The organism is Pseudomonas moraviensis, assembly GCF_900105805.1.
Lineage (GTDB): Bacteria > Pseudomonadota > Gammaproteobacteria > Pseudomonadales > Pseudomonadaceae > Aquipseudomonas > Aquipseudomonas moraviensis_A.
In genome coordinates this window covers 3946897-3972834 of sequence record NZ_LT629788.1, presented here as the reverse complement: position 1 = coordinate 3972834, position 25938 = coordinate 3946897, and the positions used below count along the sequence as shown (strand labels likewise).

The window sequence follows — 25938 nt, the reverse complement described above, 5'->3', positions numbered from 1 at the left end:
CCGAATGCCCCGCACCGCGGGGCATTTTTCATTTCGCGAGCACTTCACAAAAGCTCCAATAATTTCAGCAGCTTATGAACTTTCCAAAAAACCGCAACTTGCATGCGAAATTGAAGTGAGTCATGCATTTTGCATGAAAGTGAAAATCAGCGTTTTTCATAACTGTTTGTTTTTAAACGATTTTATACGGTCGAAAAAGTTGGCACAGCGTTCGCAATATCTCCGGTAACCCTGCTGACAAGCGTTACAGCAGACTTCCAGTAAAAACAGGAGTTACTCGTATGAAGAAGTTCGCTATCACTGCCGCTGCTACCGCTCTGACCCTGACCATGGCTGGTGGCGCTTTCGCCCAGTCCGCTCAGGCTACCCAAGCGCCAATGGTTCTGGCTGCCGGTGAAGTTACCAAGGCTAAAGAAGCTACTTCCGACACTTGGATCACCACCAAAGTGAAAAGCGATCTGGTTACCGAAAAAGGTATTCCAGGCACCGACATCAAAGTCGAAACCAACAAAGGTGTAGTTTCCCTGTCTTCTGACGTAGCTGTCACCGAAGCTCAGAAAACCACCGCGGTGAACATCACCAAGAAAATCAAAGGCGTTAAAGCAGTTTCTGCTGACGGCCTGAAAGCCGACTAAGGCAAGACTTCTCGCCTGAACCGGGAGAAGACGCGACAGACGGGCCGAGCAATACGTCTGCCGCAACTTTAGAGTTCATGCGAACGGTCACACGGATGTGACCATTACAGGCCCCGGCACTTGTGTCGGGGCCTGTTCTATTCATGGGTCACACAAAGCAAATGTAGGAGTGAGCCTGCTCGCGATAGCGGTCTGTCAGTTGACTGATGTCTCGACTGACAAACTGCGATCGCGAGCAGGCTCACTCCTACAGGGATGATGTATTGATCAGTTACCGCGTTTGCTGGTGATCTGCCGCAGGCGATTGCCTTCGAAGCGCAGGTACTGGTACATGCCGTTGTTCGGGCCGTAGGTCCATTCCTCGACCTGAAACTCTTCGCGCCGATTGGCACTGCGCTTGTAGCCGAGCACGTCCCGGCCGGCCGGCTCGCCACATTTTTGCAGCACCTCGCTTGCGCGGTCGCCGAGGCTGATCAACTGGCTGCCGCAGCGCAAAGTGTCCGAAGCCGACGCGTGGCCAGCAACACACATCAGAGCGATCACCGCCAGCCAATTACGCATGATCATTCGGCATCCAGATGCATTTGCGTTACCACGCGGCCATCGCTTTCGGCTTCGCCGAGGTTGGCGTCGATGAAGTACACCCGGTCATCCTCGAGCTTGCCCTTGTCGACCAGGTAATCCTTGATGGTGCTGGCGCGATCCTGACCCAACTGTCGCAGCAGCACGTCGCTGCCACTCCAGAACACAATCACGGCCTGGCGCATTTTTGCCGTGCGTTCTTCCTTGCCCAGATCCTTCCATTCTGCCGGTGGCTGGGTTTTCAGGCGGGTGCGGTAGATGCCTTCGAGCAGCGCGGCTTTCTCGCCTTCCGGCACTTGCAGCAGCGAGGCCTGGGCCGGAACTTTATCGCCACGGCGCTGGAGCATCTTGTAGTAGTTGTACTGGTATTCCCGTTCCAGACGCTGCTCCGCGAGCAACGGCCCGTCGCTGCTTTTCGCGGCAGTGCCTTCGATTTCCAGGCGCAGCGCCGGACGCTCCTTGAGCGCTTGCGACAGTTTCACCAGCGCCGCTTCGGCGTCTTTGCTCAAGTCGCTGGAGCCCGGCGCGAAGGATACGGTGCCGAGGTCTTCGGAGCCGCCACCACTGACCAGCCCACCGATCATCTTGAACGGCGCGGCGGCGGCTTTGACGATGAGGTTGCGCAGGGTCTGCCAGACGATCGGCATCACGCTGAACTGCGGATTGTTCAGGTCGCCGGTCACTGGCAATTCGATGGAAATCTTGCCGTCGACGTCCTTGAGCAGGGCGATCGCCAGTTTCAGCGGCAGACTCACCGCATCGGGGCTGTCGACTTTCTCGCCCAGTTGCAGTTGCTCGACCACGACCTTGTTCTCGGCCTTCAACTGACCCTTGGTGATCAGGTAATGCAGGTCAAGATTCAGCCGGCCCTTGCGGATACGGTACCCGGCGAACTTGCCGGAGTAGGGCGTCAGGGTCGTCAGTTCGACGCGTTTGAAACTGGTGGCGATGTCCAAGCTGGCCATCGGGTCGAACGGATTGACCGCACCCTTGATCGTCACCGGCGCATAACGGTCGACCTTGCCTTTGATGTCGACGCTGGCCGGTTTTGCCTGACGACTGTCGATGGTGCCGATCTGGCCGTTGAGCTGCTGCACGGCGGTAGCGAAATTCGGGGTCAGGCTGAAGTCGGCGAAGTTGGCCGAGCCGTCGTTGATCGCAATCGCGCCAATATGAATGCCCAGCGGCTTGTCCTTGCCGGCCGGTTTGCTTCCGGCCGGTTTTGCACCGCTGTCCGCCGGTTGCGGAATCAGCAAATCGTCGACGTTGGTGGTGCGGTCGTCGTTGATCATGAAACGCACGTACGGCTGCAACAGGTTGACCTTGTCGATCGACAGGCTGTCGCCGTGCTGATAGTTGATGCCGTCGACCACCACTTGCTGCCATTTCAGGAAGTCGCGGGTCTTGAGCGTATCGAGGGTGTGCAACTGATCGATCTGTGCGCGGCCGGTGACGCTGAGGGCCAGCGGTTCGGTGCTTTTCAGGTCGACCTTGAGGTCACTGCCAAGCATGCCGCTACGCAGTTCCAGACGAATGAACGGGTTGATATAGGATTGCGCGACCCGCAGGTCGACATCCTGGGTTTTCACGTTGAGCTGCGCATTCACCGGGGCCAGATTGACCGTACCGTCGGCGCTGATCCTGCCTTGCTTGCCCAGGCCGCTGTCGAGCTTGAGCTTGAAAGGCGAGCCGTTGAGGCTGTCGAAATCCTGCAGGTCGACGTTCAGTGGGGTGATGTCCAGCGCCACCGCCGGCTGTGCTGAACGGTCGGCGAGATGGACCGTGTAGTTGCGCAGTTGCACATCCTTGACCAGCACCTGCCATGGCTTGCTCGGTGCAGTCGATTCAGCCTTCGGCGAGTCGGCGGCCGCTGGTGCATCAGCCGGTTCGGCAGCGGCTTTGGCAGCCGGTTTCGACGGTTGGCTGGCGAACAGTTTCTGCCAGTCCAGTTGGCCATCGGCTTCCAGCGCCGCCCAGGTTTCCAGCTTGTTGCTGCGGATCTTACCGACCACCACTTGCTGCTTGGCCAGGTCCAGCGAGGTTTCGCTGACGTCGAGACGTTCGAGCCTGGCCAGCGGGCGTCCATCCGGGGCCTTGATGGCGAACGGCGCGATGCTCACCGCGACGTTGTTCAGCAGCAGTTCGGTTTGTTTCGACAGGTTGAGTTTGTAGTCGGTGCTGAGGCTGACTACGCCGTTTTCCAGTACCAGCGGCACGGCGTCGCGCACGTAGGGCCAGAAGGATTTCATCTGGCCATCGGTGACTTTCAGGGTGCCTTCGGAGGTGAACGGGATCAGGCTGAAGTTGCCCGTCCAGTCGATCCGCCCGCCAGCGGGGCCGATCGCGATAAGGGTCATGTCGGCGCTGTCTTCGGGCAGGGTGCTGAGGTTTTTCAGCTCGAAACTGAGGTCGTCGTAGAGGAATTCGATCGGCTCGCTGGGGCGTGCGTCCTCGAAATGCACGACGCCGCCGGCCAATTTGATGTTGTCGATGCGCAGCGGAAATGGCTTGGCGTCGGGATCGGCGGGTGTCGGCTCACTCGGCGGCACGTTGAACAGGCCCAGCAGGTTGAGCTTGCCGTCCTTGGCGAAGAGGATTTCGCTCTTGGGTTTGTCCAGTTCGATGTCCGACAGGTGCAGCGCTTTGGTCCACAGGCTGTCGATTTGCAGGTTGGCGTAGAGACGATCAAAGCCGACCTGTTCCTTGCCCGGCTCGCCGATGACCAGGCCCCACAGGGTGACCTCAAGGCTGAACGGGTTGAGTTCGATACGCTGCAAATGCGCTGGCAGCGTCGCGTAGTTCGCCAGTTGCTGGTTGGCCACACGCAAGGCAATGCCCGGCAGGATCAGAAACCCCAGCAGGCTGTAGAGGGCCAGGGCTGTCAGCAGTGCGCCAATCGCGCGAATCAATCCTTTGGGCATGTGCGGCTTCATCTGTCTGAATCGGAGTGCCTTGGAGTATGGCACGCGATTCTGGTTCCGAAGTGCTTGATGTGGGACAGGATTGTTCAGAAATTTCTGTAGGAACAGATCCCCATTGTAGGAGTGAGCCTGCTCGCGATAGCGGAGTGTCAGTCAGCAATTCTGGTCACTGACAGACCGCTATCGCGAGCAGGCTCACTCCTACAACGGGCGCGGCGTCGTCAAAAAGCAATCACAGCTGCAAGATCAGCGTCTTCAGCGGTGGCTGCTGATCACGCGAGGGGAAGTCGGCGCCCGGGGTCATCACGCTCCATTCACGCACTGGGCGGCCGGCTTTTTCGGCGCAGCGCAGCACTTGTTCGCGCCAGTCGTCCATGCTGACTTTCGCCAGGTTGTTGCAGCAGATCAGCACGCCGTCATCGGCGGTAGTAAGCAGCGCGGGTTTGAGCAGGCTTTGATAATCGCGCAGCAGGTCGACGGTGCCGAATGCGCTTTTCGCCCACGCCGGCGGGTCGAGCAGCACCAGATCGTATTGGCGCTGTTCGAGGCGCTGATAGCTCGGCAACTTCTGCCCGCGCCGCTGGCTGATCGGCAGGCCAGCAAGCTGACGGATCGCCGGGAAGTAATCGGACTGAATGAATTGCATCTCCGGCAGTTGCGGGTTGAGCAAACCGTTCTCGCGACCGACCGCCAGATTGCCCTCGGCGAAATCGAGGTTGCACACCTCGAGCGCACCGCCGGCCGCAGCACTGAGGCCAACACCACAGGTATAGGCGAACAGGTTGAGCACGCTTTTGCCTTGCGCGTGATCCTTGACCCAGCCGCGCGTATTGCGCAGGTCGAGGAACAGCAGCGGGTCCTGCCCGGCATGACGCCCGCGCACGCGGTAGTTCAGGCCCCATTCATGGCCGACCAGATCGGCCAGTGCGGCGTCATCGGCTTTATAGACACTGTCCTCGCGATCAATCCGCGAATTGCCACGGGAGCGGTCGTTGTAGACCAGCAGGGTGTCGAAGCCCAGCGTCTGGTTGACCATGGCGTGCAGTTGCAGCAGGTCGTCACGCTCCAGCGTCTGATGAAAACTCTGCACCAGCAGTTGCGGGCCGTAGCGGTCGATGGTCAGGCCGCCGGCGCCTTCCTGGCTGCCATGGAACAGCCGATAGCAATCGGTGCCCTGGCTGTGCAGCGCAGCGAGCAGGTCCTGGCGTTGATCGAGGGCGGCGCGCAGCGCCTGATTCAAGGAAGACATGCGGGCGCCTTGCTGAGGGGAATTGGGGCGCGGGAGTTTAACAGTTTGCCGGGGGATCGCGTGATGGCCTTCGCGAGCAGGCTCGCTCCCACATGTGCAATGCGATCACCTGTAGGAGCGAGCCTGCTCGCGAAGCTATTGATTCAAACGTTTATCAACGAGGTCCTGCACCACGCTTGGGTCAGCCAGCGTCGAAGTGTCGCCCAGACTGTCGAGCTCGTTGCAGGCAATCTTGCGCAGGATCCGCCGCATGATCTTGCCCGAGCGGGTTTTCGGCAGCGCCGGTGCCCATTGGATCAGGTCCGGTTTGGCGAAGCTGCCGATCTCCTTGCTCACATGTGCCAGCAAGTCTTTCTTCAGCTCTTCGTTGGCCTCGGTGCCGTTCATTGGCGTGACAAACGCGTAGATGCCCTGGCCTTTGACGTCGTGTGGATAACCGACCACCGCTGCCTCGGCGATGCTGTCGTGCAGCACCAGTGCGCTTTCCACCTCGGCGGTACCGATACGGTGGCCGGAAACGTTGATCACGTCGTCGATGCGCCCGGTGATCCAGTAATCGCCATCCTCATCGCGGCGGGCGCCGTCGCCGGTGAAGTAATAGCCGGGGTAGGGCTTGAAGTAGGTGTCGATCATCCGCTGTGGATCGCCGTAGACGCTGCGAATCTGCGCCGGCCAGCTCGATTTGATCGCCAGCACGCCGCTGCCGGCGCCGTGGATTTCCTTGCCGTGTTCATCAAGCAATACCGGCTGCACGCCGAACATCGGTTGCGTCGCGCAGCCGGGTTTGATCCGTTGGGCGCTGACCAGCGGGCTGAGCATGATGCCGCCGGTTTCGGTCTGCCACCAGGTGTCGACGATCGGGCAGCGCTGTTCACCGACAACGTTGAAATACCAGTCCCACGCTTCCGGGTTGATCGGCTCACCGACGCTGCCGAGCAATCTCAGGCTTGCGCGCGAAGTTTCCTTCAACGGCCCGGCGCCTTCGCGCATCAGCGCGCGCAGGGCGGTCGGTGCGGTGTAGAAGATGTTGACCTTGTGTTTGTCGATGACCTGCCAGAAACGCGAACTGCTCGGGTAGCTCGGCACGCCTTCGAACATGAGTGTGGTCGCACCGTTGGCCAGCGGCCCGTAGACGATATAACTGTGGCCGGTGACCCAGCCGACGTCGGCGGTGCACCAGAACACTTCACCGTCGCGGTAATCGAGCACGTACTTGAAGGTCATCGCCGCTTGCAGCAAATAGCCGCCAGTGGTGTGCAGCACGCCTTTGGGTTTGCCGGTGCTGCCGGAGGTGTAGAGGATGAACAACGGGTCTTCGGCGTCCATCGGTTCCGGCGGGCAATCGTCGTCGACTTCGCGTATGGCCTGGTGATACCAGAGGTCGCGGCCCTCGAGCCAATCGACCTCGCCCTGAGTGCGCTGGACGACCACAACGGTGCTGACGTTCGGGCAACTTTGCAGGGCTTTGTCGACGTTGTTTTTCAGTGGCACGAAGCGCCCGCCGCGTACGCCTTCATCAGCAGTGATGACGGTGCGGCAGTCGGCGTCGAGGATACGGTCGCGCAGGGAATCCGGCGAGAATCCGCCGAACACCACCGAATGAATCGCGCCGATCCGCGCACAGGCGAGCATGGCGTAGGCGGCTTCGGGGATCATCGGCATGTAGATGCACACCCGGTCGCCTTTCTTCACGCCACGGCTTTTCAGCACGTTGGCCAGGCGGCAGACGTGGTGATGGAGTTTCTTGTAAGTGATCTGCGCCGATTCGGCAGGGTCGTCGCCTTCCCAGAGCAGGGCAGTCTGTTCGCCACGTTGTGCGAGGTGGCGGTCGATGCAGTTGTAGCTGACGTTGAGCTTGCCGCCAGCAAACCAGGCCGCTTCACCGGTTTTCAGGTCATAGCGCTGAACGGTCTGCCACGGCGTGCTCCAGTCGAGAAAACGCGTGGCCTGCTCGGCCCAGAATGCGCTGGGGTGTTCAATCGACTCGCGGTACAGCCGCCGGTAGTCTTCCTGGCTCAACTGAGCAGCCTGGCGCACGGCATCGGCTTCGGGGAACGTGCTGATATCGAACATGACGGTTCCTTATTCTTGTGGTGCGACAGGAATAAAGATGCGCCGAGCGCTGCGCAGGTTCAAGTCATGCGCCAAAACAACTGTGGGAGCGAGCCTGCTCGCGAAGGCGGAGTATCAGTCAACAAAGGTGTTGAATGAAAAACCGCTTTCGCGAGCAGGCTCGCTCCCACAGGGGAACAGCGTTAGACCGAAGGCCGTTTTTAGCCGCGATGACGCCCGCGGAAGTAGTTGATCAGGCCCTGAGTTGAGGCATCGTCAGCCACGGTCTCGTCGCTGCCGACCAGACGGTTATAGACGCCTTTGCCCAATTCCTTGCCCAGCTCCACACCCCACTGGTCGAAGGCATTGATGCCCCAGACCACGCTTTGCACGAACACTTTGTGCTCATACATGGCAACCAGTGCGCCGAGGCGGCGCGGGCTGATGCGTTCGACCACCAGGGTGTTGCTTGGACGGTTGCCCGGGATCACCTTGTGTGGCGCCAGTTTGTGCACGTCGTCTTCGCTCATGCCTTTGTCGCGCAGTTCGGCTTCGGCTTCCGGCAACGTCTTGCCGAGCATCAGCGCCTGGCTCTGCGACAGGCAGTTGGCGTACAGCCACTGGTGATGGTCGGAAACCGGGTTGAAGCTGACGATCGGCACAATGAAGTCGGCCGGGATCAATTGGGTGCCCTGATGCAGCAACTGGTGGTAAGCATGCTGACCGTTGCAGCCGACGCCGCCCCAGATCACCGGGCCGGTATCGGTCGACACCGAGGTGCCGTCCTGGCGCACGCTCTTGCCGTTGGACTCCATGTCCAACTGTTGCAGGTGCTTGGTGATATTGCGCAGGTAGTGGTCGTACGGCAGGATCGCGTGGCTTTGCGCGCCCCAGAAGTTGCCGTACCACACGCCGAGCAGAGCCAGCAGCACCGGCATGTTCTGTTCGAACGGCGCGGTCTGGAAATGCTGGTCCATGGTGTAGGCACCGGACAGCAGTTCCTTGAAGTTGGACATGCCGATGGCCAGGGCAATCGGCAAACCGATGGCCGACCACAGCGAGTAACGACCGCCGACCCAGTCCCACATCGGGAAGATGTTTTCTTCGCGGATACCGAAGGCCACAGCCGCGGCGTTGTTGCTCGATACGGCGATGAAGTGGCGATACAGCTCGGCTTCGGAGCCGCCCTGCGCCAGGTACCAGGCGCGTGCAGCCTGAGCATTCTTCAGGGTTTCGAGGGTGTTGAAGGACTTTGACGACACGATGAACAGCGTGGTCTCGGCGCGCAGTTTCTGCGTCAGCTCGTGAAATTCACTGCCGTCGATGTTCGCCAGATAATGGCAACGCACACCCTTCTGCGCGTAGGACAGCAGCGCTTCGGACACCAGTTCAGGGCCGAGGAACGAACCACCGATGCCGATGTTGACCACGTCGGTGATCGGCTTTTCGGTGTAACCGCGCCACAGGCCGTCGTGGATTCGTCCGACCAGATCAGTGATCTGGTTCAGCACCTTGTGCACTTCCGGCATCACGTTGACACCGTTGACCGACAACTTGTCGCCAACCGGGCGGCGCAGGGCGGTGTGCAGCGCCGGGCGGCCTTCGGAGGCGTTGACGATTTCGCCGTCGAACAGCGCTTGGATCGCGCCCTTCAGATCGACTTCATTGGCCAGACCCACCAGCAGGTTGCGGGTCTCGGCGTTGATCAAATTCTTCGAATAGTCGAGAAACAGGCCGCAGCTGCTGAGGGTGAATTGATTGAAACGCTGCGGATCGGCGTTGAAGGCTTCGCGCATGCTGAAATCCTGCATGGCTTGGCGGTGATCTTTCAACGCTTGCCAGGCGGGCAGAGCGGTAACGTCGTGAGGAGTGCGGTAGTACGCCATCGCTGCGGTTTTCCTTTTTACTTGAACGGCCTTTTGAACACGGTACAGATCAGCCATGCCCTTTTAGCGCATGGGATCAACTGCGTCGACACGATATCCGGACACAGGGCGAATACAGTAAACCTCGCGCCGCGTTCTGTCTTGACTTTGTCTGACCAGATCCCTGTACTTTTTTAACATCCGAACGGGAATCTGGCCGACAAACGGAGGTGCCCGGCCGAGGGGGAAGGGCCTGAAGCAATCTTTCCAACGCCAAAAAAACCTGTAGGAGTGAGCCTGCTCGCGATAGCGGTCTGTCAGTCAAAGCGTTGTTGACTGATTTACCGCTATCGCGAGCAGGCTCACTCCTACAGGGGAAATGCGTTGTCTTCAGGTCGGGCTATCGAGACTCAGGTGCAGGTTGTCGATCAACCGTGTCGTACCGAGGAATGCCGCTGCCAGAATCACCAGATCGCGATCCTGCGCCGTCGCCGGACGCAAGGTCAGGCCATGGCGGATTTCCAGATAATCCGGGCGCAGACCGGCCGCTTCCAGCACCTGCAACTGCGCAGCGAGCAGCGCCGGGTAATCACGCTGACCTTGCTTGATCGCTTCGGCAATGTTGCTCAGCACGCGGTACACCACCGGCGCCACGGCGCGCTGCTCTTCACTGAGAAAACCGTTGCGCGACGACAGCGCCAGACCGTCCGCTGCACGCACGGTCGGCTCGCCGATGATCTGGATCGGCATGTTCAGGTCGTGCACCAGCGCGCGGATCACCGCCAGTTGCTGGTAATCCTTCTGGCCGAAAATCGCCAGATCCGGCTGGACCATGTTGAACAGCTTGCTGACCACCGTCGCCACGCCTTCGAAGTGCCCCGGACGGCTGGCACCACACAGGCCTTCGGAGAGTTGCGGCACGCTGACCCGGGTTTGGCCGGCCATGCCGTCGGGGTACATCTCTTCAACCGTTGGCGCGAACAGCAGATCGCAACCGGCTTCGAGGAGCTTTTGCTGATCGGCGGCGAGGGTGCGCGGGTATTTGTCGAGGTCTTCGCCGGCGCCGAACTGCAGCGGATTGACGAAAACACTCGCGACCACGAAGTCCACTCGCTGAGTGGCTTTAGTGATCAGCGCGACGTGGCCGCTGTGCAGGTTGCCCATGGTCGGCACGAAGCCGATGCGCTTGCCTTCACTGCGCGCGCGGGCGACGGCGGCGCGCAGTTCGCGTACGGTTTTGACGGTGTTCATGCAGAGAATCCGTGTTCGATGCCGGGGAACGTAGTGGCTTTGACTTCGCTGACGTAAGCCTTCAGCGCGGCCTGGATACTGTCCTGACCTTGCATGAAGTTCTTGACGAATTTGGGTACGCGGCCGGTGATCGACAGGCCAAGCATGTCGTGCAATACCAGCACCTGACCGTCGGTGGCGTTGCCGGCGCCGATGCCGATCACCGGAATGCCCACGGCCTGGCTGATTTCCGCCGCCAGCTCGCTCGGCACGCACTCGAGCAGCAGCATGGACGCACCGGCCTGCTCCAGCGCGATCGCATCGGCCCGCATCTGCCGCGCCTGGTTCTCGTTGCGCCCCTGCACTTTATAGCCGCCGAGGATGTTCACCGCCTGCGGGGTCAGGCCCATGTGCGCGCACACCGGTACACCGCGTTCGGCGAGCAGACGGATCGACTCCGCCAGCCACAGCTGACCTTCGACCTTGATCATGTGCGCGCCGGCCTGCATCAGCGTGGCGCTGTTGATCATGGTCTGCTCAAGCGTGGCGTTGGCCATGAAAGGCAGGTCGGCAAGGATCAGGGCATCGCCGTTGCCACGCTTGACGCTGGCGACATGGTAGGCCATTTCCGCCGTGGTCACTGGCAGGGTGCTGTCATGACCTTGCAGGACCATGCCGAGGGAGTCGCCGACCAGCAGCACTTCGACACCGGCCTCGTTGCAGGCGTGGGCGAAGGTCGCGTCATAGCAGGTCAGCATGGTGATCTTTTCACCTTTCTGCTTGAGGCTCTGGAGCGTGGTCAGGGTGATGGCTGGCATGTAAGAAATCCTCGTTCAGGCGCTCTGGAAACTGCTGCGAGTCACGCGCGTGATTCTTCATCTACTCAGGCGCACGGTCTTGTGTCGTGCTTTAAAAGGCCTGGATTGCGCCCGTTCATGCCGGGTTGGCGGCAGCGGGACGCCTATAGTCGTGATGAGCCAAGCGGAAGTCAATTGCGTGTGTTACCGCATTGTTACGCGGGCGGTGTTACCGGCGTTACTGATGCGATTCAGCGGCGCGGCGGGCCTGAATTGGGAAATTATTGTCTGACAAAATCCTGGATGTGAAATAAACCAATGTGGGAGCGAGCCTGCTCGCGAAGGCGGCAGATCAGTCAACACAGTGTTGAATGACGCACCGCTTTCGCGAGCAGGCTCGCTCCCACAGGGGATTGCAATCAATCTGTCTGGAGGCGTTCAAGGCCGACGAACGGGCAGGCGGCCAGCAGGTCTGTCAGCCTGCGGCCATCGGCGAGACGCAGACCCTGCGGCGCCAGTTCAGCGAGGGGATAGAGCACAAAGGCGCGCTCCTGAATCTGGTAATGCGGGACTTTCAACCGTGGCTCATCGATCAAACGATCGCCAAACAGCAGAATGTCCAGATCCAGCGTGCGTGGCCCCCAGCGCTCCAGGCGTTCGCGGCCCTGAGCGTTTTCGATGGCTTGCAGGGCGTCGAGCAGCTCGATCGGTGCGAGCGAGCTGTCGAGGGCGGCGACGGCGTTGGTGTAACGCGGCTGGCCCGGCAACAGTGAATCGCTTTGATAAAAGGCCGAAACGCCGGCAAGGCTGGTCTGCGGCAATTGCCCCAGCGCCGCAATGGCGCTGCGCAATTGGTCGGCCGGGTCAGCGAGGTTGCTGCCCAGGCCAATGTAGATGCGTTCCATGGCTTACTCGCCCGTCGCGCTCGAAGCCCCGGCGCGCTTGCGCTTGGAACCGCCGCTGCGGCGGCGCTTGCGCGGTGCGCCACTGGCATCGTCACCCTTGCCGCTGAGGTCGCGGATCATGTCGCGGCGCTCGCTGTCGTTGGCGTCCTGATAATCGGTCCACCATTCGCCGAGGCCGTCGGTCTCCTCGCCGGCGCTTTCACGCAGCAGGAGGAAATCGTAACCGGCGCGGAACCGCGGGTTGTCCAGCAACAGATCGGCACGTTTGCCGCTGCGCCGTGGCAGGCGCTCCTGCATGTCCCAGATTTCGCGGATCGGCATGGTGAAGCGTTTCGGAATGGCGATGCGCTGGCACTGTTCGGCGATCAGTTCGTGGGCGGCTTCCTGCATCGCCGGGATCGGCGGCATGCCACGTTCCTGCAGACGCAACACGCGGGCCGGCAATGCCGGCCACAACAGGGCGGCAAAAAGGAACGCCGGGGTCACCGGTTTGTTCTGCTTGATGCGCAGGTCGGTGTTGCTCAGCGCTTCGCTGATCAGCGTGTGGGTGTATTCCGGGTTGTATTCCAGCGCCTCGGCGCTGGCCGGGAACAGCGGGGCGAACAGTTGCAGATCGACCAGCATTTCAAAGGTGATCGCGCCGTGGCCGGAGAGGAACAGCTTGAGCACTTCTTCAAACAGCCGCGCCGAGGGAATCTCGCGCAGCATCGGTGCCAGTTCGCGGATCGGCTGCACGGTGTGCTTCTCGATGCCGAAATTGAGCTTGGCGGCGAAACGCACGGCCCGCAGCATGCGCACCGGGTCTTCCTGGTAACGCTGCTTGGGGTCGCCGATCAGACGGATCAGGTGATTGCGGATGTCGTGTACACCGTTGGCGTAGTCGAGGATGCGCTCGCTGACCGGATCGTAATACAGGGCGTTGATGGTGAAGTCGCGGCGTTGCGCGTCTTCTTCCAGTGTGCCGTAGACGTTGTCGCGCAGAATCCGCCCGCTCTCGTTGCGCGAAGACTGATTGCTGTCTTCGTCGTCTTCGTTGACCGGGTGGTTGGCGCGGAAGGTCGCGACCTCAATAATTTCGCGACCGAAGTGGATGTGCACCAGTTTGAACCGGCGGCCGATGATCCGCGCATTGCGGAATTCGGCGCGGACCTGCTCGGGGGTGGCGCTGGTGGCGACGTCGAAATCCTTGGGCGTGATGCCCAGCAGCATGTCACGCACGCAACCGCCGACCAGATAAGCCTGGTAACCGGCACCTTGCAGGCGTTCGACGATGTTCACCGCATAGCGGCTGAACTGCGTTTTCTGCAGCGAATGTTGGCCGCTGTTGAGCACTTCAGGGGTGCTGCGGATGTGTTGCGTACGACGCACGGGAGTTCGGAATGACTGGAACAGCTTCTTCAGCATGGGATGCACTGTTTGAAGGAATGTTCGGCCATACCAAAAGAATGACCGCATGATGGGCGCAGATTCTAGCATTTAGTCGGGGGATGGTGTAGGAGACAGCAGATTCGGGCTGAAAGCCGCAAGCTGCAAGGGCCGAGCGAGGAAAATGGGGGGATTTTACCAAGGGGAGAAACTACAAGGGGAGCCGAAGCTCCCCAAGAAGTAGTTGCGTGCTCTTTTTATTATTGATTCGGGCTTCTTGTTTTTGTTGAGTGCCCTCGCCACGAAGTGTTTCCTTCGTGACCCTCCCAATCGGGAGCCAAGAGCAAACGGATTGCTTTGGTCGCTGAATTGCAGTGATCTCTCGATCCAACCAGTACAGGCTCTGTCTTAGGACAGTTTTTGTTGTTCTCGGCCTGGTCGTGGGGCAAGCCCCAAATACAACGCCTCTCCAAAAGAATCAGTTAGCTGCGCCTCTCGCCGTCTTGTTTTTATTGTGCGTGAGTCGATTCGTCTTATTTTTATTGTCTTGTGCATTGCTTGTTATTGTTCTTGTACCAAACATATAGCAGGGTGCGTGCCAACTTTTGCCAAACCCCGCAAAACAAGGGGTTAGGTCGATATAACCGTTTTGCAGGGGCGAAAAAAAGCCGGGGTTTCGTTACCGATAACCCCGGCTTCTGTTACGTGAATCGACTGCGGTAACAGTTTTTTCACATTGTCATGCGTTACCCGCACACGCGGTGGGTAACGCTCAGCTCTCGCTGGCGACCCCGGTCTTGCGCCGTGGAATGCCCAGACGCTGGCGGCGTTCCCACAGGCATTTGCGGCTGACGCCCAGTTTGCGCGCCAGTTCGGTCTCGGTCATGTGGTCCTGATGCTCGAGGACGAAGTGCTGGAAATAGTCTTCCAGCGACAGATCCTCGGTCGGCTCATGGCTGCTGTTGCTGGCGTTACCGCCGGTTTGCGGCGGCAGACCGATGAACTCGTCGTCTTCCAGATCGCTCAGCTCGATGTCGATGCCAAGCAGGTCGGCCGAGATCTCCGGGCTTTCGCTGAGAATCACCGCGCGCTCGACGGCGTTCTCCAGCTCGCGCACGTTGCCCGGCCAGGAATAGTGCCGGATCGCCTGTTCGGCATCGGCGGCAAATTTCAGGTCGGTGCGATTGATCCGTGCGCTCTGGCGAGCGAGGAAGGCATTGGCGATTTCGTTGACGTCGGCGCCACGCTCGCGCAGCGGCGGCAGCTTGAGGGCAATCACGTGCAGACGGTAATAAAGGTCTTCACGGAACTGGCCGATTTTCGCCAGGCTCTTGAGATCGCGGTGGGTTGCAGCGATCAGGCGCACATCGACTTTCTGCGACTGCACCGAACCGACCCGGCGAATTTCGCCTTCCTGCAAGACCCGCAGCAGGCGAGCCTGGGCTTCCAGTGGCAGTTCGCCGATCTCATCGAGGAACAAGGTACCGCCGTCCGCCGCTTCGACCAGACCGGCGCGACCGGCGCTGGCACCGGTGAACGCGCCTTTCTCGTGCCCGAACAGTTCGGACTCGATCAGGCTTTCCGGAATCGCCGCGCAGTTCACCGAGATCATCGGCGCCTTGGCGCGTTTCGACAGATTGTGCAGGGCGCGGGCCACGAGCTCCTTGCCGGTGCCGGACTCGCCCTGGATCAGGACGTTGGAATCGGTTGGCGCGACCTTGCGGATCTTGCTGTACAGGTCCTGCATCGGGGGGCACGAACCGATGATGCCGATTTCCCCGTTGCTGTTATCCACCGAGGCTTTGCCGTTGCCAGTGGCAGGCTTGCTCGCCGTGGCTTCGCCGACGGCGGGCGCTGATTGGCGATCACGCAGGATCCGCGCAACCGCCTGGAGCATTTCATCGTGGTCGAACGGTTTGGCGATGTAATCGACCGCGCCCATTTTCATCGAGTCGACCGCCGAGCGCAGACTGGCGTAACTGGTCATGATCAGCACCGGCGTGCCCTGGCCGAGCTTGATCAGCTCGGTGCCCGGGGCGCCCGGCAGGCGCAGGTCGCTGACGATCAGATCGAACGTAGGAATGGTGAAGCGTTCTTGTGCTTCCTGCACTGATCCGGCTTCGCTGACCTGGTACTGGTTGCGTTCCAGCAGGCGGCGCAAGGCGGAGCGGATAATGGTTTCGTCTTCGACGATCAAAATGTGCGGCATTGATTCGATACTCTCGACGGTCTCAGTTCACAGCGGACGTCGCTTCGACATGACGCGGTAAGGTCACCCGGATACGGGTGCCGCGCTGGCTTTGTACATCAGCCGGGCTGTCGATGGTGATTTGTCCATAATGCTCTTCAACGATGGAATAGACCAGTGCAAGGCCCAGACCGGTGCCTTCACCCGGATCCTTGGTGGTGAAGAAAGGTTCGAACAATCGGTCCATGATGCTCGACGGAATACCACTGCCTTCGTCTTCGACGATCAGATCGACCGTGTGTTCGCCGGCTTCACTCTTGACCCGCACGGCACTGTGCGGCGGCGAGGCGTCACGGGCGTTTGAGAGCAGATTGATCAGTACCTGGGCAAGCCGTTGCGGGTCGCCTTCGACCCAGTGGTCGGGATCGCACAGGTTGTAGAACTGCACTTCGAAATTGCGCCGGTTCAGCGCCAGCAGGCCAATGGCATCCTGCGCGACTTCGGCCAGACACACCGGTTCGTCGCTGTGCTGATGGCTGCCGGCATGGGCGAAGCTCATCAGCGACTGGACGATGCGCGAGACGCGTTTGGTCTGCTCGAGAATCTGCCCGCTGATTTCCGTCAGCTCGCCGTCGTCTTCGCGCTCTTCACGCAGGTTTTGCGCCAGACAGGCAATGCCGGTGATCGGGTTGCCGATTTCGTGAGCCACACCCGCCGCGAGTCGACCGATGCTGGCCAGACGTTCGGAGTGCACCAGTTTATCTTCGAGCATCTGCGTTTCGGTCAAATCCTCGACGAGTAACACCAGGCCACTGTTGCCCGGTGCCAACGGCTCGTCGATTGCCGCTTTGTGCAGGTTCAGCCAGCGGGTCTGGCCATCGAGGGCCAGATGCTGTTTGTGCAAATGCTCGTCGGGCAGATTGATGAAGCCTTGCAGCAACTCTTTCCACGGGTTGGCGATGGTACTCAGGCGCGAACCGACCACTCGCTGCGCGGCGATGCCGGTCAGCTCTTCCATGGCTTTGTTCCACATCAGGATCTCTTGATCCTTGGCCAGCGAGCAGACGCCCATCGGCAGCTCCTGCAAGGTCTGCCGGTGGTAGCGGCGCAGGGCGTCGAGCTCGGCGGCTAAACCTGTGAGGCGCGAGTGGTAATCCTCGAGGCGGCTTTCAATAAAGTGAATGTCTTCGGTAACGTAGTTTTCGCCGCCGGCCTTATAGGGCAGGAAGGTTTCCACCATATCCTGCGCGACGCTCGGGCCCATCAGGCCGGACAGGTTGGCCTCGATGCGGTCGCGCAAACGGCGCAAAGCGTAAGGGCGGCGTTCGTCGAAGGGCAGATACAGATCGCGCAGCGCTTGCTCGACTTCTTTCTGCGCCGCCTTGGCACCCAGCGGCTTGGCCAGTTGCGTGGCGAACTCCTGCGGCGAGGCGGCGTGCAGTTCGCGGCGTTGCGGGCGGCGCACGTTGTCCACCGCACAGGCTTCGGCCGCACTGGCTTCTTCCGGGCTGGCGTTGGTGAACAGCGAAATCAAAGTGAACATCAGCACGTTGGCGGCGAGCGAGGCGATGGCTGCCATGTGCCAACTGGTGTCGTCGAGCACGTAGATCATGTTCAGCAGCGGAATGTAGAAACCCTGCAGATTGCCGACCAGCGGCAGCAACATGGTCACCACCCAGACCGTGATCCCCGCCAGCAGACCGGCAATGAAGCCGCGGCGGTTAGCGGTCGGCCAGTACAGCACCGACAACACCCCGGGCAAAAATTGCAGGGTAGCCACGAATGCGACGATACCGAGGTTGGCCAGATCCTGTTCGACGCCGAGCATCAGGTAGAAACCGAAACCGGCCATGATGATGGCGACGATCAACGCCCGGCGGGTCCACTTCAGCCAGCGGTAGATATTGCCCTCGGCCGGCGGTTGATAGAGCGGCAGCACCAGATGGTTCAACGCCATGCCCGACAATGCCAGGGTGGTGACGATGATCAGGCCACTGGCGGCAGACAGACCACCGACATAGGCAAGCAAGGCCAGCGGTTTGCTGTTGGCGGCAATGCCGATGCCGAGGGTGAAGTATTCCGGGTCGGTGGTGGCGCCCAATTTCAGGCCGGCCCAGAGAATCAGCGGCACGGCGAGGCTCATCAACAGCAGAAACAGCGGCAGGCCCCAACTGGCACTGACCAGCGAGCGCGGATTGAGGTTCTCGGTAAATGTCATGTGATACATGTGCGGCATCACGATCGCCGAGGCGAAGAACACCAACAGCAGCGTGCGCCACGGGCCTTCCTGCAACGGCGTGTGCAGGGCAGCGAGGGCGGTCTGGTTCTGCAGCAGCCACAGTTCAAGCTGTTGCGGGCCGTCGAACACGCCATACAGCGCATACAGGCCAACGCCGCCGAGGGCAATCAGTTTGATGATCGACTCAAAGGCAATCGCGAACACCAGCCCTTCGTGTTTCTCGCGGGTGGCGATATGCCGGGAACCGAAGAAAATCGTGAACAGAATGATCAGCGCACAGAACGCCAGCGCCACGCGGCTTTGCACGCGTTCGCCGGTGAGAATGCCGATCGAGTCGGCCACTGCCTGAATCTGCAGGGCCAGCAGCGGCAGCACGCCGATCAGCATGAAGATCGTGGTCAGCGCGCCGGCCCAGGTGCTGCGAAAGCGGAAGGCGAACAGGTCGGCCAGCGATGACAGTTGGTAGGTGCGGGTGATTTTCAGGATCGGATAAAGCAGCACCGGCGCGAGCAGAAATGCGCCGGACACGCCGAGATAGCTGGACAGAAAGCCGTAACCGTACTGATAGGCCAGACCCACCGTGCCATAGAACGCCCAGGCACTGGCGTAAACCCCAAGCGACAGGGTGTAGGTCAGCGGGTGGCGAATGATCGCGCGCGGGATCATGCCCCGTTCGCTGACCCAGGCCACGCCGAACAGTGCCGCGAGGTACGCGGCGCTGATCAGGATCATCTGGGTCAGGCTAAAGCTCATCGGCATCTTTTTGGCTCTGCAGGATGAAGGTCACGACAATCAGGATCAGCCAGAGCAGATAAGGGCGATACCAGGCGCCCGTCGCGTCGATCCACCAATCCATGATGGCGGGGGAGAACAGGTAGATCCCGACGACCAGAAGCAGGACCAAGCGATAGATGTACATCCCGGCCTCTCTTTTTTATGCGCGTGCCCGAAAACGTGCGGCGATGGTAACGGATGGGCGCGCGACTGCAAGTGTCGTCATTGCAGTTGCGCTTCGGGCAGGGTCAGTGTGCGCGGGATCCTGTCGGCATCCCAGTGTGCGCTGCCCCAGACAAGCAGTTCGCGCGGCGACGCGTGGGCCAGCTCAGTGCCGGGGTTCTGCCCCAATGCACGCAAGGCTCGCAGCAGTAACGGCGTGGCTTGATCGGCTTCAAGCGGTGGCGAGCGGTAGGACTTGCCGAGTTTGTTGCCGTCCGGCTGAGTGATCAATGGCAGGTGCAGATAGCGCGGCTGTTTCAGGCCGAGCAGTTCTTGCAGGTACAACTGGCGCGGCGTCGAATCGAGCAGATCGGCGCCGCGCACGATATCGGTGATGCCCTGCCAGGCGTCATCGAGCACCACCGCGAGTTGATAGGCATAGAGACCGTCTCGACGACGGATGACGAAGTCGCCAACGTCGCGGCCCAGGTGCTGACGGTATTCGCCCTGTACGCGGTCAATAAAGTGGTATTCCAGCTCCGGCACGCGCAGGCGGATCGCCGCGTCGTGCTGAGCATGCCCGGCGTTGCGACAGAACCCAGGATAAATGCCGTGGTAGGGCTCCAGCTGTTTGCGCGAGCAGGTGCAGGCATAAGCCAGACCGTGATTGAACAGGCTGTCGAGCACCTCGGCGTAGGCCGCGTGCCGATCGCTCTGGCGGACCATTTCGCCGTCCCATTCGAAACCGTAACTTTCCAGCGCCTTGAGAATCGCCGCTTGCGCACCGGGCTCTTCCCGCGGCGGATCGAGATCTTCCATGCGCACCAGCCAGCGCCCACCGACCGAGCGGGCGTCGAGGTAGGACGCCAACGCAGCGACCAGCGAGCCGAAGTGCAGGTGGCCACTGGGGGTGGGGGCGAAGCGGCCGATGTAGGCGGGGGACGTTTTGGCGGTCATGGAAACGAAACTACTTTTCAGGCTATACGCAGGTCAACCTGTAGGAGTGAGCCTGCTCGCGATAGCGGTGTGACATTCAACCAAGATATTGACTGACCCATCGCTATCGCGAGCAGGCTCACTCCTACAAAAAGCAACGGCAGAAGCAAAAGGCACAAACAAAAACGGAGCGTTCGCACGCTCCGTTTTTCGTTCAGGTCGAGATTACTTGCCGACCTGCTTTTCCTTGATTTCCGCCAGGGTCTTGCAGTCGATGCACAGATCGGCGGTCGGACGGGCTTCGAGGCGCTTGACGCCGATCTCGATGCCGCAGGACTCGCACCAGCCGTACTCTTCGTCTTCGATCAGTTGCAGCGTCTTGTCGATTTTCTTGATCAGCTTGCGCTCGCGATCGCGGGCGCGCAGTTCGAGGGCGAACTCTTCTTCCTGGCTGGCACGGTCGGCCGGGTCAGGGAAGTTGGCCGCTTCGTCTTTCATGTGATCAACTGTACGGTCGACTTCCTGCATCAAGTCCAGTTTCCACTTGTTCAGGATCTTGGTGAAGTGCGCGCGCATCGGAGCGCCCATGTACTCTTCACCCGCCTTCGAAACGTAAGGTTCGAAGCCGCTGATCGTCGCTTGCTGCTGTTGCTTTGCTTGGGTGGACATGAAATAGACCGCCTCTACTCTTGTAATCCATTGCGCAGGATTGCTCCATCACCGACACCTGCCGGCCCTGCGGCTGCAAGCGGGCGAACTTACCAGATCAAATCAGCCTGCGCTACTCCCGGATGTCGAGCCCCCGGCGGGTGGCGCTTGCAGATGTTTGGCAAGCCGTGTCTGTGGGAATGGAGACCTGTTCAATCACTGATTTTAGTCAATCCTGGAGCGTACGTTCAGATCGTTACAGTCCAGCGTTCTTGAGGCTGTGACCTTCACGGGTTCTCGCTCGTTCCGGCAGACAGGTAGAATCGTCTCTTTTTTCCTGTCGAAGGCAATCCGATGGCCACCTACAGTGCGCGCAGTCGTGCGATCGAACCGTTCCATGTGATGGCGCTGCTGGCGCGGGCCAATGAATTGCAGGCTGAAGGGCACGACGTGATCCATCTGGAAATCGGCGAGCCGGACTTCACCACCGCCGAGCCGATCATTCGCGCCGGCCAAGCCGCGTTGACCGCGGGCAAGACCCGTTACACCGCCGCCCGTGGCATTCCCGAGCTGCGCGAGGCGATCGCCGGTTTTTACCAGTCGCGATACGGCCTGAACATCGACCCGCGGCGCATTCTGATCACGCCGGGCGGCTCTGGCGCGCTGCTGCTGGCCAGTGCCTTGTTGGTCGATCCGGGTAAACACTGGCTGCTGGCAGACCCGGGCTACCCGTGCAACCGGCATTTCCTGCGGCTGGTCGAAGGCGCGGCGCAACTGGTGCCGGTGGGGCCGGAGGTGCGTTATCAACTGACCCCGGATCTGGTGGAGCGGCACTGGGACCACGACAGCGTCGGCGCCTTGGTCGCTTCGCCGGCCAATCCGACCGGGACTCTGCTGACCCGCGATGAGCTGGCCGGGTTATCCACAGCGATCAAGGCCAGACACGGGCATCTGGTGGTGGACGAGATCTACCATGGCCTGACCTACGGCACCGATGCGGCCAGTGTGCTGGAAGTCGATGACAGCGCTTTTGTCCTCAACAGTTTCTCCAAGTATTTCGGCATGACCGGATGGCGCCTGGGCTGGCTGGTGGCTCCGGAGGCGGCGGTCGGTGAACTGGAAAAACTTGCGCAGAACCTCTACATCAGCGCGCCGAGCATGGCGCAGTACGCGGCGCTGGCGTGTTTCGAACCGGCGACGATCGCGATTCTCGAAGAGCGCCGCGCCGAATTCGCCCGCCGTCGCGATTTCCTCCTGCCAGCGCTGCGCGAGCTCGGCTTCAACATTGCCGTTGAGCCGGAGGGCGCGTTCTATCTGTACGCCGATATCAGCCGTTTCGGCGGCGATGCCTTCGCGTTCTGCCGGCATTTCCTCGAAACCGAGCATGTGGCCTTCACGCCCGGGCTGGATTTCGGTCGTTATCAGGCCGGCCATCACGTGCGCTTCGCTTACACACAAAACCTCACACGCTTGCAGGAAGCCGTGGAGCGCATCGCGCGCGGTTTGAAGAGCTGGCAAGGCTGATGCGCTTTTATCCTGCTCTGGAAGAGGCGCGGCTGATTCGTCGCTACAAGCGTTTTCTCGCCGATATCGAGACCGTTAACGGCGAGTTGCTGACCATTCACTGCCCGAATACCGGTTCGATGCTCAACTGCCAGGTGGAGGGCGGGCAGGTCTGGTTCAGTCGCTCCAACGACCCCAAACGCAAATTGCCCGGGACCTGGGAAATCGGTGAGACCCCGCAGGGCCGGCTGTTTTGCGTGAACACCGGGCGCGCCAACGGTTTGGTCGAAGAGGCCTTGCAGGCTGGCGTGATCAGCGAATTGAATGGCTTTACCGCGTTGAAGCGTGAAGTCGCCTATGGGCAGGAAAAAAGCCGCATCGACTTCCGCCTCGAATACCCCAGCGGCCCGGCGTACGTCGAAGTGAAAAGCGTCACGTTGGGCTTCGACGGTACGGCTGTGGCGGCGTTTCCCGATGCGGTGACCCAGCGCGGCGCCAAGCATCTGCGTGAGCTGGCGCATCTGGCGCGCGACGGCATTCGGGCGGTGCAGTTGTACTGTGTAAACCTCACCGGCATCGATGCCGTGCGCCCGGCCGAGGAGATCGATTGGGCTTACGCCGAGGCGCTGCGTGAGGCGGTCGCCTGCGGTGTCGAGGTGCTGGCCTACGGCGTGCGCCTCGACCATGAAGAGATGGTCATCGACCGTCGACTCGACGTCTTGCTCAACGGTTAAACATAGACCCACACGCCTTGTGTATCTTCCCGGCATTCAATCGCCGTCAGTGATTGCCCGGCGCACGGGCCGGCAACGCATTCGCCGTCCTCGATCAGAAACAGTGCGCCGTGGGTGGCGCACTGGATCAGGGTGTTGCTGGGGTCGAGAAACCGGTCGGGCTGCCATTCCAGGCCGACGCCCCGATGCGGGCAGCGATTGAGATAGACGTAGGCCTGTCCACCGCGACGCACGGCGAACAGCTTTTTGCCGTCGATTTCGAAACCGCGACTGCCGGCTTCGGCCAGATCACTGCCGGCGCAGAGAAACTTCATGGCTATCCTCTAGTGTCCGCTCGTGTCTGGATATGTCCGAGCTTGACGTTCAAATGCAAACAATTATCAAATGGCGGCCTTCTCCCAAAGGGAGTCTGGCTGTTGTCGAGGATACTTGGCTCGCTGCGCCGATGCCCGGGAAACCTTGTTCAAGGAAGCTGTATATGCGCCTGAAAACCCGCGTTGCCATGCTGTGCGTCGGCCTTTTTCTCAGCCATCAGACGATCGCGGCGGATTTACCGCAACGCTGGGTCAGCGCCGGCGGGGCACTGTCGGAATGGGTCAGCGCGTTGGGCGGCGAGTCGAAGCTGGTCGGGGTCGACACCACCAGTCAGCATCCGCAATCGTTGCAAACGCTGCCGAGCATTGGTTATCAGCGCAGCCTGTCGGCGGAAGGCATCTTGAGCCTGCGCCCGGACATTCTCATCGGCACTGAAGAGATGGGGCCGCCACCGGTTCTGGCGCAAGTCAAAGCGGCCAAGGTGAAAGTCGAGTTGTTCTCGGCGCAGCCGGATCTGCCGACGCTGGAAAAGAATGTCACTCATCTCGGGCAGTTGCTCGGTGCGCAAGCGAAGGCGGCGCAGTTGCTGCAGACTTATAAACAGCAACTTCAGGCGCAGGCTGCCCGCGTTGCCCAAGTGCAGACCACACAGAAAGCCCCGGGCGTCCTGCTATTGCTCGGGCACGCCGGTGGCAAGCCGTTGATCGCCGGCAAGGACACCGCCGCCGATTGGCTGCTGCAGCAGGCCGGCGGGCACAACCTTGCAACGCATACCGGCTACAAACCGTTTTCCGTGGAATCCCTCGCCAGCCTCGATCCGCAAGTGCTGGTGTTCGCCGACCGTGCGCTGAGCGGTGAGGCGGCTAAAGCTGCGTTGTTCAAGGAAAACCCTATTCTCAATTCCAGCCGTGCGGCCAAGGCCGGACGCGTGATGGAGCTGGACCCGACGCTGCTGGTGGGTGGGCTTGGGCCGCGTCTGCCGGCCGCTTTGCAAACCCTGACTGACGGTTTCTACCCGGCCAAGGACGGCCAATGACCACACTGGTCAAACCCCGTGGCTTGTTTATCGGCCTGACATTGCTGTGTCTGCTGGCGATCTGGCTGTCGCTGGCGCTGGGGCCGGTGAGCCTGCCGCTGGTGGATACCTTGCGCGCCGCGTTGCGTCTGATTGGCGTGCCGTTGGCGCCGGAAGGGCTGGAGCAGGCCGAGCTGATTCTCGGCCAGATTCGCCTGCCGCGAACCTTGCTCGGGTTGGCGGTCGGCGGCGTGCTGGCGCTGTCCGGGGTAGCGATGCAGGGTTTGTTTCGTAACCCGCTGGCCGATCCGGGGTTGGTCGGGGTGTCCAGTGGCGCGGCACTCGGCGCGGCGATTGCGATTGTCGGCGGCTCGTTCTTCGGCGGCCTGCCGGAGTGGTTCGGCCCTTACCTGTTATCGGTGTGCGCGTTTCTCGGCGGGCTCGGGGTCACGGCGCTGGTCTATCGGCTGGGCCGGCGCAACGGTCAGACTCACGTTGCAACAATGTTACTGGCGGGTATCGCGCTTACGGCGCTGGCCGGTTCGGCGGTGGGACTGTTCACTTATCTGGCCGATGACGCCACGCTGCGCACCCTGACATTCTGGAACCTGGGCAGCCTCAACGGCGCCAGCTATGCGCGGCTATGGCCTTTGCTGATCATTACCATCGGCGTGGCGGTATGGCTGCCGCGTCGGGCCAAGGCATTGAATGCCTTGTTGCTGGGTGAGTCCGAGGCCGGGCATCTGGGCATCGATGTCGAACGGCTCAAGCGCGAACTGGTGTTCTGCACCGCGCTGGGTGTCGGCGCGGCGGTGGCGGCGGCAGGCATGATCGGCTTCGTCGGGCTGGTCGTGCCGCATCTGGTGCGCCTGCTGGCCGGTCCCGATCATAAGGTGCTGCTGCCAGCCTCGGTCCTGGCGGGTGCGAGCCTGTTGTTGCTTGCCGATCTGGTGGCGCGCCTGGCGCTGGCGCCGGCGGAGTTGCCGATCGGCATTGTTACCGCGTTTATCGGCGCGCCGTTCTTCCTTTATCTGCTGTTGCGAGGGCGTGCCTGATGTTGTCTGCGCACAATCTGCACGTCCGCCGTGGCCGCAAAGCAGTGCTCAGTGGGGTCACGCTGCAACTCGAACCCGGTGAAGTGCTTGGCGTGCTGGGGCCGAACGGCGCCGGCAAAAGCACATTACTCGGCGCCCTGTGCGGAGAATTGCTCGCCAGTGACGGCAACGTTTCGCTCGACGAGCAGGCGTTGAGTCACTGGAGCGGCACGCAGCGGGCACAACGACTGGCGGTGCTGCCGCAGGTTTCGACACTGGACTTTGCCTTCGCCGTTGAAGAGGTCGTCGGCATGGGCCGTTTGCCCTACCTGACCGGGCGCAGGCGTGATGACGAAATTGTCGCGGCGGCGCTGGCCGCTGCCGATGCCGGGCACCTGAGCGGGCGCAGTTATCTGGCATTGTCCGGTGGCGAGCGTCAACGTGTGCATCTGGCGCGGGTGCTGGCGCAACTCTGGCCAGGGCAGGTCGGGCAAACCTTGTTGCTCGACGAACCGACCTCGATGCTCGATCCGCTGCATCAGCACACCACCCTGCAAGCGGTGCGCGAGTTTGCCAAGCGTGGCGCGGCGGTGCTGGTGATCCTGCATGATCTGAATCTGGCGGCGCGCTATTGTGACCGGGTGTTGTTGCTGGAAGAGGGGCGTCCGGTCGCGCTGGACACTCCGCAGCAGGTGCTGCGCCCGGATACGCTAAAAGCGGTGTTCGGCCTGGAGGTTTTGGTGCAACCGCACCCGGAGCGTGGGCATCCGCTGATCATCGCCCGCTGAT

21 protein-coding genes are annotated in these 25938 nt (G+C 61.0%); 6 read left to right on the top strand and 15 right to left on the bottom strand.

The window, feature by feature from the left end; translation table 11 throughout:
- Positions 1–281 precede the first annotated feature (281 nt).
- Positions 282–635 carry a BON domain-containing protein gene (locus tag BLU71_RS17660; protein ID WP_064364127.1) on the top strand — a complete coding sequence of 118 codons (354 nt, stop codon included), beginning with the start codon at positions 282–284 and terminating at the stop codon, positions 633–635.
- A gap of 267 nt (positions 636–902) precedes the next feature.
- Here BLU71_RS17660 and BLU71_RS17655 read toward each other — a convergent pair whose 3' ends face one another.
- The 14 genes from BLU71_RS17655 to dksA form a co-directional block, all read right to left on the bottom strand.
- On the bottom strand, positions 903–1202 hold the full coding sequence (locus tag BLU71_RS17655) for a DUF2845 domain-containing protein (protein ID WP_064364128.1): 300 nt from the start codon (positions 1200–1202) through the stop codon (positions 903–905).
- Positions 1199–4150, bottom strand: a complete 2952-nt coding sequence (locus tag BLU71_RS17650; RefSeq protein WP_083353588.1) for a DUF748 domain-containing protein — start codon at positions 4148–4150, stop codon at positions 1199–1201. Before BLU71_RS17650 ends, BLU71_RS17655 begins: the two co-directional genes overlap by 4 nt.
- A 220-nt stretch (positions 4151–4370) precedes the next feature.
- Positions 4371–5387 (bottom strand): class I SAM-dependent rRNA methyltransferase, encoded by a 1017-nt coding sequence (locus tag BLU71_RS17645; RefSeq protein WP_064364130.1) that lies wholly within the window; start codon positions 5385–5387, stop codon positions 4371–4373.
- A gap of 135 nt (positions 5388–5522) precedes the next feature.
- Positions 5523–7460, bottom strand: a complete 1938-nt coding sequence (gene acs / locus BLU71_RS17640) for an acetate--CoA ligase (protein ID WP_083353587.1) — start codon at positions 7458–7460, stop codon at positions 5523–5525.
- A 200-nt stretch (positions 7461–7660) separates the two neighbouring features.
- The gene (gene pgi / locus BLU71_RS17635; protein WP_083353586.1) at positions 7661–9325 is read right to left on the bottom strand and encodes a glucose-6-phosphate isomerase; all 1665 of its coding nucleotides are present in this window, start codon (positions 9323–9325) and stop codon (positions 7661–7663) included.
- A 369-nt stretch (positions 9326–9694) separates the two neighbouring features.
- Positions 9695–10555 carry a pantoate--beta-alanine ligase gene (panC, locus tag BLU71_RS17630; RefSeq protein ID WP_083353585.1) on the bottom strand — a complete coding sequence of 287 codons (861 nt, stop codon included), beginning with the start codon at positions 10553–10555 and terminating at the stop codon, positions 9695–9697.
- Positions 10552–11352 carry a 3-methyl-2-oxobutanoate hydroxymethyltransferase gene (panB, locus tag BLU71_RS17625; RefSeq protein ID WP_083353584.1) on the bottom strand — a complete coding sequence of 267 codons (801 nt, stop codon included), beginning with the start codon at positions 11350–11352 and terminating at the stop codon, positions 10552–10554. The genes panC and panB overlap by 4 nt, the downstream gene beginning before the upstream one ends.
- A gap of 398 nt (positions 11353–11750) precedes the next feature.
- Positions 11751–12236, bottom strand: a complete 486-nt coding sequence (folK, locus tag BLU71_RS17620; protein WP_083353583.1) for a 2-amino-4-hydroxy-6-hydroxymethyldihydropteridine diphosphokinase — start codon at positions 12234–12236, stop codon at positions 11751–11753.
- Between the two features lie 3 nt (positions 12237–12239).
- On the bottom strand, positions 12240–13640 hold the full coding sequence (locus tag BLU71_RS17615) for a polynucleotide adenylyltransferase PcnB (protein ID WP_042610467.1): 1401 nt from the start codon (positions 13638–13640) through the stop codon (positions 12240–12242).
- Positions 13641–14373: 733 nt separating this feature from the next.
- Entirely contained in the window at positions 14374–15810 is a 1437-nt protein-coding gene (locus BLU71_RS17610; RefSeq protein ID WP_042610466.1) for a sigma-54-dependent transcriptional regulator, read from the bottom strand.
- Between the two features lie 22 nt (positions 15811–15832).
- On the bottom strand, positions 15833–18787 hold the full coding sequence (locus tag BLU71_RS17605; RefSeq protein ID WP_161806084.1) for a sensor histidine kinase: 2955 nt from the start codon (positions 18785–18787) through the stop codon (positions 15833–15835).
- Complete coding sequence (locus tag BLU71_RS27365) at positions 18771–18947, bottom strand: hypothetical protein (RefSeq protein ID WP_003176118.1); 177 nt, start codon at positions 18945–18947, stop codon at positions 18771–18773. The genes BLU71_RS17605 and BLU71_RS27365 overlap by 17 nt, the downstream gene beginning before the upstream one ends.
- 77 nt (positions 18948–19024) lie before the next feature.
- Positions 19025–19921, bottom strand: a complete 897-nt coding sequence (gene gluQRS / locus BLU71_RS17600; RefSeq protein WP_064364134.1) for a tRNA glutamyl-Q(34) synthetase GluQRS — start codon at positions 19919–19921, stop codon at positions 19025–19027.
- Positions 19922–20125: 204 nt separating this feature from the next.
- Positions 20126–20569, bottom strand: coding sequence for an RNA polymerase-binding protein DksA (gene dksA / locus BLU71_RS17595; protein ID WP_042610464.1), 444 nt, complete (start codon positions 20567–20569; stop codon positions 20126–20128).
- A 333-nt stretch (positions 20570–20902) separates the two neighbouring features.
- Between dksA and BLU71_RS17590 the strand changes: the two genes are divergently transcribed.
- Both BLU71_RS17590 and sfsA read left to right on the top strand, forming a co-directional pair.
- Positions 20903–22072: a pyridoxal phosphate-dependent aminotransferase gene (locus tag BLU71_RS17590; protein WP_064364135.1), complete on the top strand. Its 1170-nt coding sequence runs from the start codon at positions 20903–20905 to the stop codon at positions 22070–22072.
- Positions 22072–22785 (top strand): DNA/RNA nuclease SfsA, encoded by a 714-nt coding sequence (gene sfsA, locus BLU71_RS17585; RefSeq protein WP_042610462.1) that lies wholly within the window; start codon positions 22072–22074, stop codon positions 22783–22785. The genes BLU71_RS17590 and sfsA overlap by 1 nt, the downstream gene beginning before the upstream one ends.
- On the opposite strand, the gene BLU71_RS17580 is transcribed toward sfsA, so the two are convergent.
- The gene (locus BLU71_RS17580; RefSeq protein ID WP_083353582.1) at positions 22782–23099 is read right to left on the bottom strand and encodes a Rieske (2Fe-2S) protein; all 318 of its coding nucleotides are present in this window, start codon (positions 23097–23099) and stop codon (positions 22782–22784) included. The two genes, sfsA and BLU71_RS17580, sit on opposite strands and share 4 nt — an antisense overlap.
- Positions 23100–23263: 164 nt before the next feature.
- On the opposite strand from BLU71_RS17580, the gene BLU71_RS17575 reads away from it, so the two are divergent.
- The 3 genes from BLU71_RS17575 to BLU71_RS17565 are packed head-to-tail and all read left to right on the top strand — an operon-like array spanning position 23264 to position 25937.
- On the top strand, positions 23264–24136 hold the full coding sequence (locus BLU71_RS17575) for a heme/hemin ABC transporter substrate-binding protein (RefSeq protein ID WP_083353581.1): 873 nt from the start codon (positions 23264–23266) through the stop codon (positions 24134–24136).
- Between the two features lie 50 nt (positions 24137–24186).
- Positions 24187–25170, top strand: coding sequence for a FecCD family ABC transporter permease (locus BLU71_RS17570; RefSeq protein WP_172667936.1), 984 nt, complete (start codon positions 24187–24189; stop codon positions 25168–25170).
- Positions 25170–25937 carry a heme ABC transporter ATP-binding protein gene (locus BLU71_RS17565; RefSeq protein WP_083353580.1) on the top strand — a complete coding sequence of 256 codons (768 nt, stop codon included), beginning with the start codon at positions 25170–25172 and terminating at the stop codon, positions 25935–25937. The genes BLU71_RS17570 and BLU71_RS17565 overlap by 1 nt, the downstream gene beginning before the upstream one ends.
- The last annotated feature ends 1 nt before the right edge of the window (position 25938 follow it).

Bases quoted from the DNA above. Each gene is read 5' to 3' on its own strand.
- panC (WP_083353585.1), bottom strand. From the start codon at position 10,555: ATGAACACCGTCAAAACCGTACGCGAACTGCGCGCCGCCGTCGCCCGC.
- BLU71_RS27365 (WP_003176118.1), bottom strand. From the start codon at position 18,947: ATGTACATCTATCGCTTGGTCCTGCTTCTGGTCGTCGGGATCTACCTG.
- BLU71_RS17645 (WP_064364130.1), bottom strand. From the start codon at position 5,387: ATGTCTTCCTTGAATCAGGCGCTGCGCGCCGCCCTCGATCAACGCCAG.
- BLU71_RS17610 (WP_042610466.1), bottom strand. From the start codon at position 15,810: ATGCCGCACATTTTGATCGTCGAAGACGAAACCATTATCCGCTCCGCC.
- BLU71_RS17605 (WP_161806084.1), bottom strand. From the start codon at position 18,787: ATGCCGATGAGCTTTAGCCTGACCCAGATGATCCTGATCAGCGCCGCG.
- acs (WP_083353587.1), bottom strand. From the start codon at position 7,460: ATGTTCGATATCAGCACGTTCCCCGAAGCCGATGCCGTGCGCCAGGCT.
- BLU71_RS17655 (WP_064364128.1), bottom strand. From the start codon at position 1,202: ATGATCATGCGTAATTGGCTGGCGGTGATCGCTCTGATGTGTGTTGCT.
- gluQRS (WP_064364134.1), bottom strand. From the start codon at position 19,921: ATGACCGCCAAAACGTCCCCCGCCTACATCGGCCGCTTCGCCCCCACC.
- panB (WP_083353584.1), bottom strand. From the start codon at position 11,352: ATGCCAGCCATCACCCTGACCACGCTCCAGAGCCTCAAGCAGAAAGGT.
- BLU71_RS17660 (WP_064364127.1), top strand. From the start codon at position 282: ATGAAGAAGTTCGCTATCACTGCCGCTGCTACCGCTCTGACCCTGACC.
- BLU71_RS17565 (WP_083353580.1), top strand. From the start codon at position 25,170: ATGTTGTCTGCGCACAATCTGCACGTCCGCCGTGGCCGCAAAGCAGTG.
- BLU71_RS17580 (WP_083353582.1), bottom strand. From the start codon at position 23,099: ATGAAGTTTCTCTGCGCCGGCAGTGATCTGGCCGAAGCCGGCAGTCGC.
- BLU71_RS17650 (WP_083353588.1), bottom strand. From the start codon at position 4,150: ATGAAGCCGCACATGCCCAAAGGATTGATTCGCGCGATTGGCGCACTG.
- BLU71_RS17590 (WP_064364135.1), top strand. From the start codon at position 20,903: ATGGCCACCTACAGTGCGCGCAGTCGTGCGATCGAACCGTTCCATGTG.
- pgi (WP_083353586.1), bottom strand. From the start codon at position 9,325: ATGGCGTACTACCGCACTCCTCACGACGTTACCGCTCTGCCCGCCTGG.
- BLU71_RS17575 (WP_083353581.1), top strand. From the start codon at position 23,264: ATGCGCCTGAAAACCCGCGTTGCCATGCTGTGCGTCGGCCTTTTTCTC.
- BLU71_RS17615 (WP_042610467.1), bottom strand. From the start codon at position 13,640: ATGCTGAAGAAGCTGTTCCAGTCATTCCGAACTCCCGTGCGTCGTACG.
- dksA (WP_042610464.1), bottom strand. From the start codon at position 20,569: ATGTCCACCCAAGCAAAGCAACAGCAGCAAGCGACGATCAGCGGCTTC.
- sfsA (WP_042610462.1), top strand. From the start codon at position 22,072: ATGCGCTTTTATCCTGCTCTGGAAGAGGCGCGGCTGATTCGTCGCTAC.
- folK (WP_083353583.1), bottom strand. From the start codon at position 12,236: ATGGAACGCATCTACATTGGCCTGGGCAGCAACCTCGCTGACCCGGCC.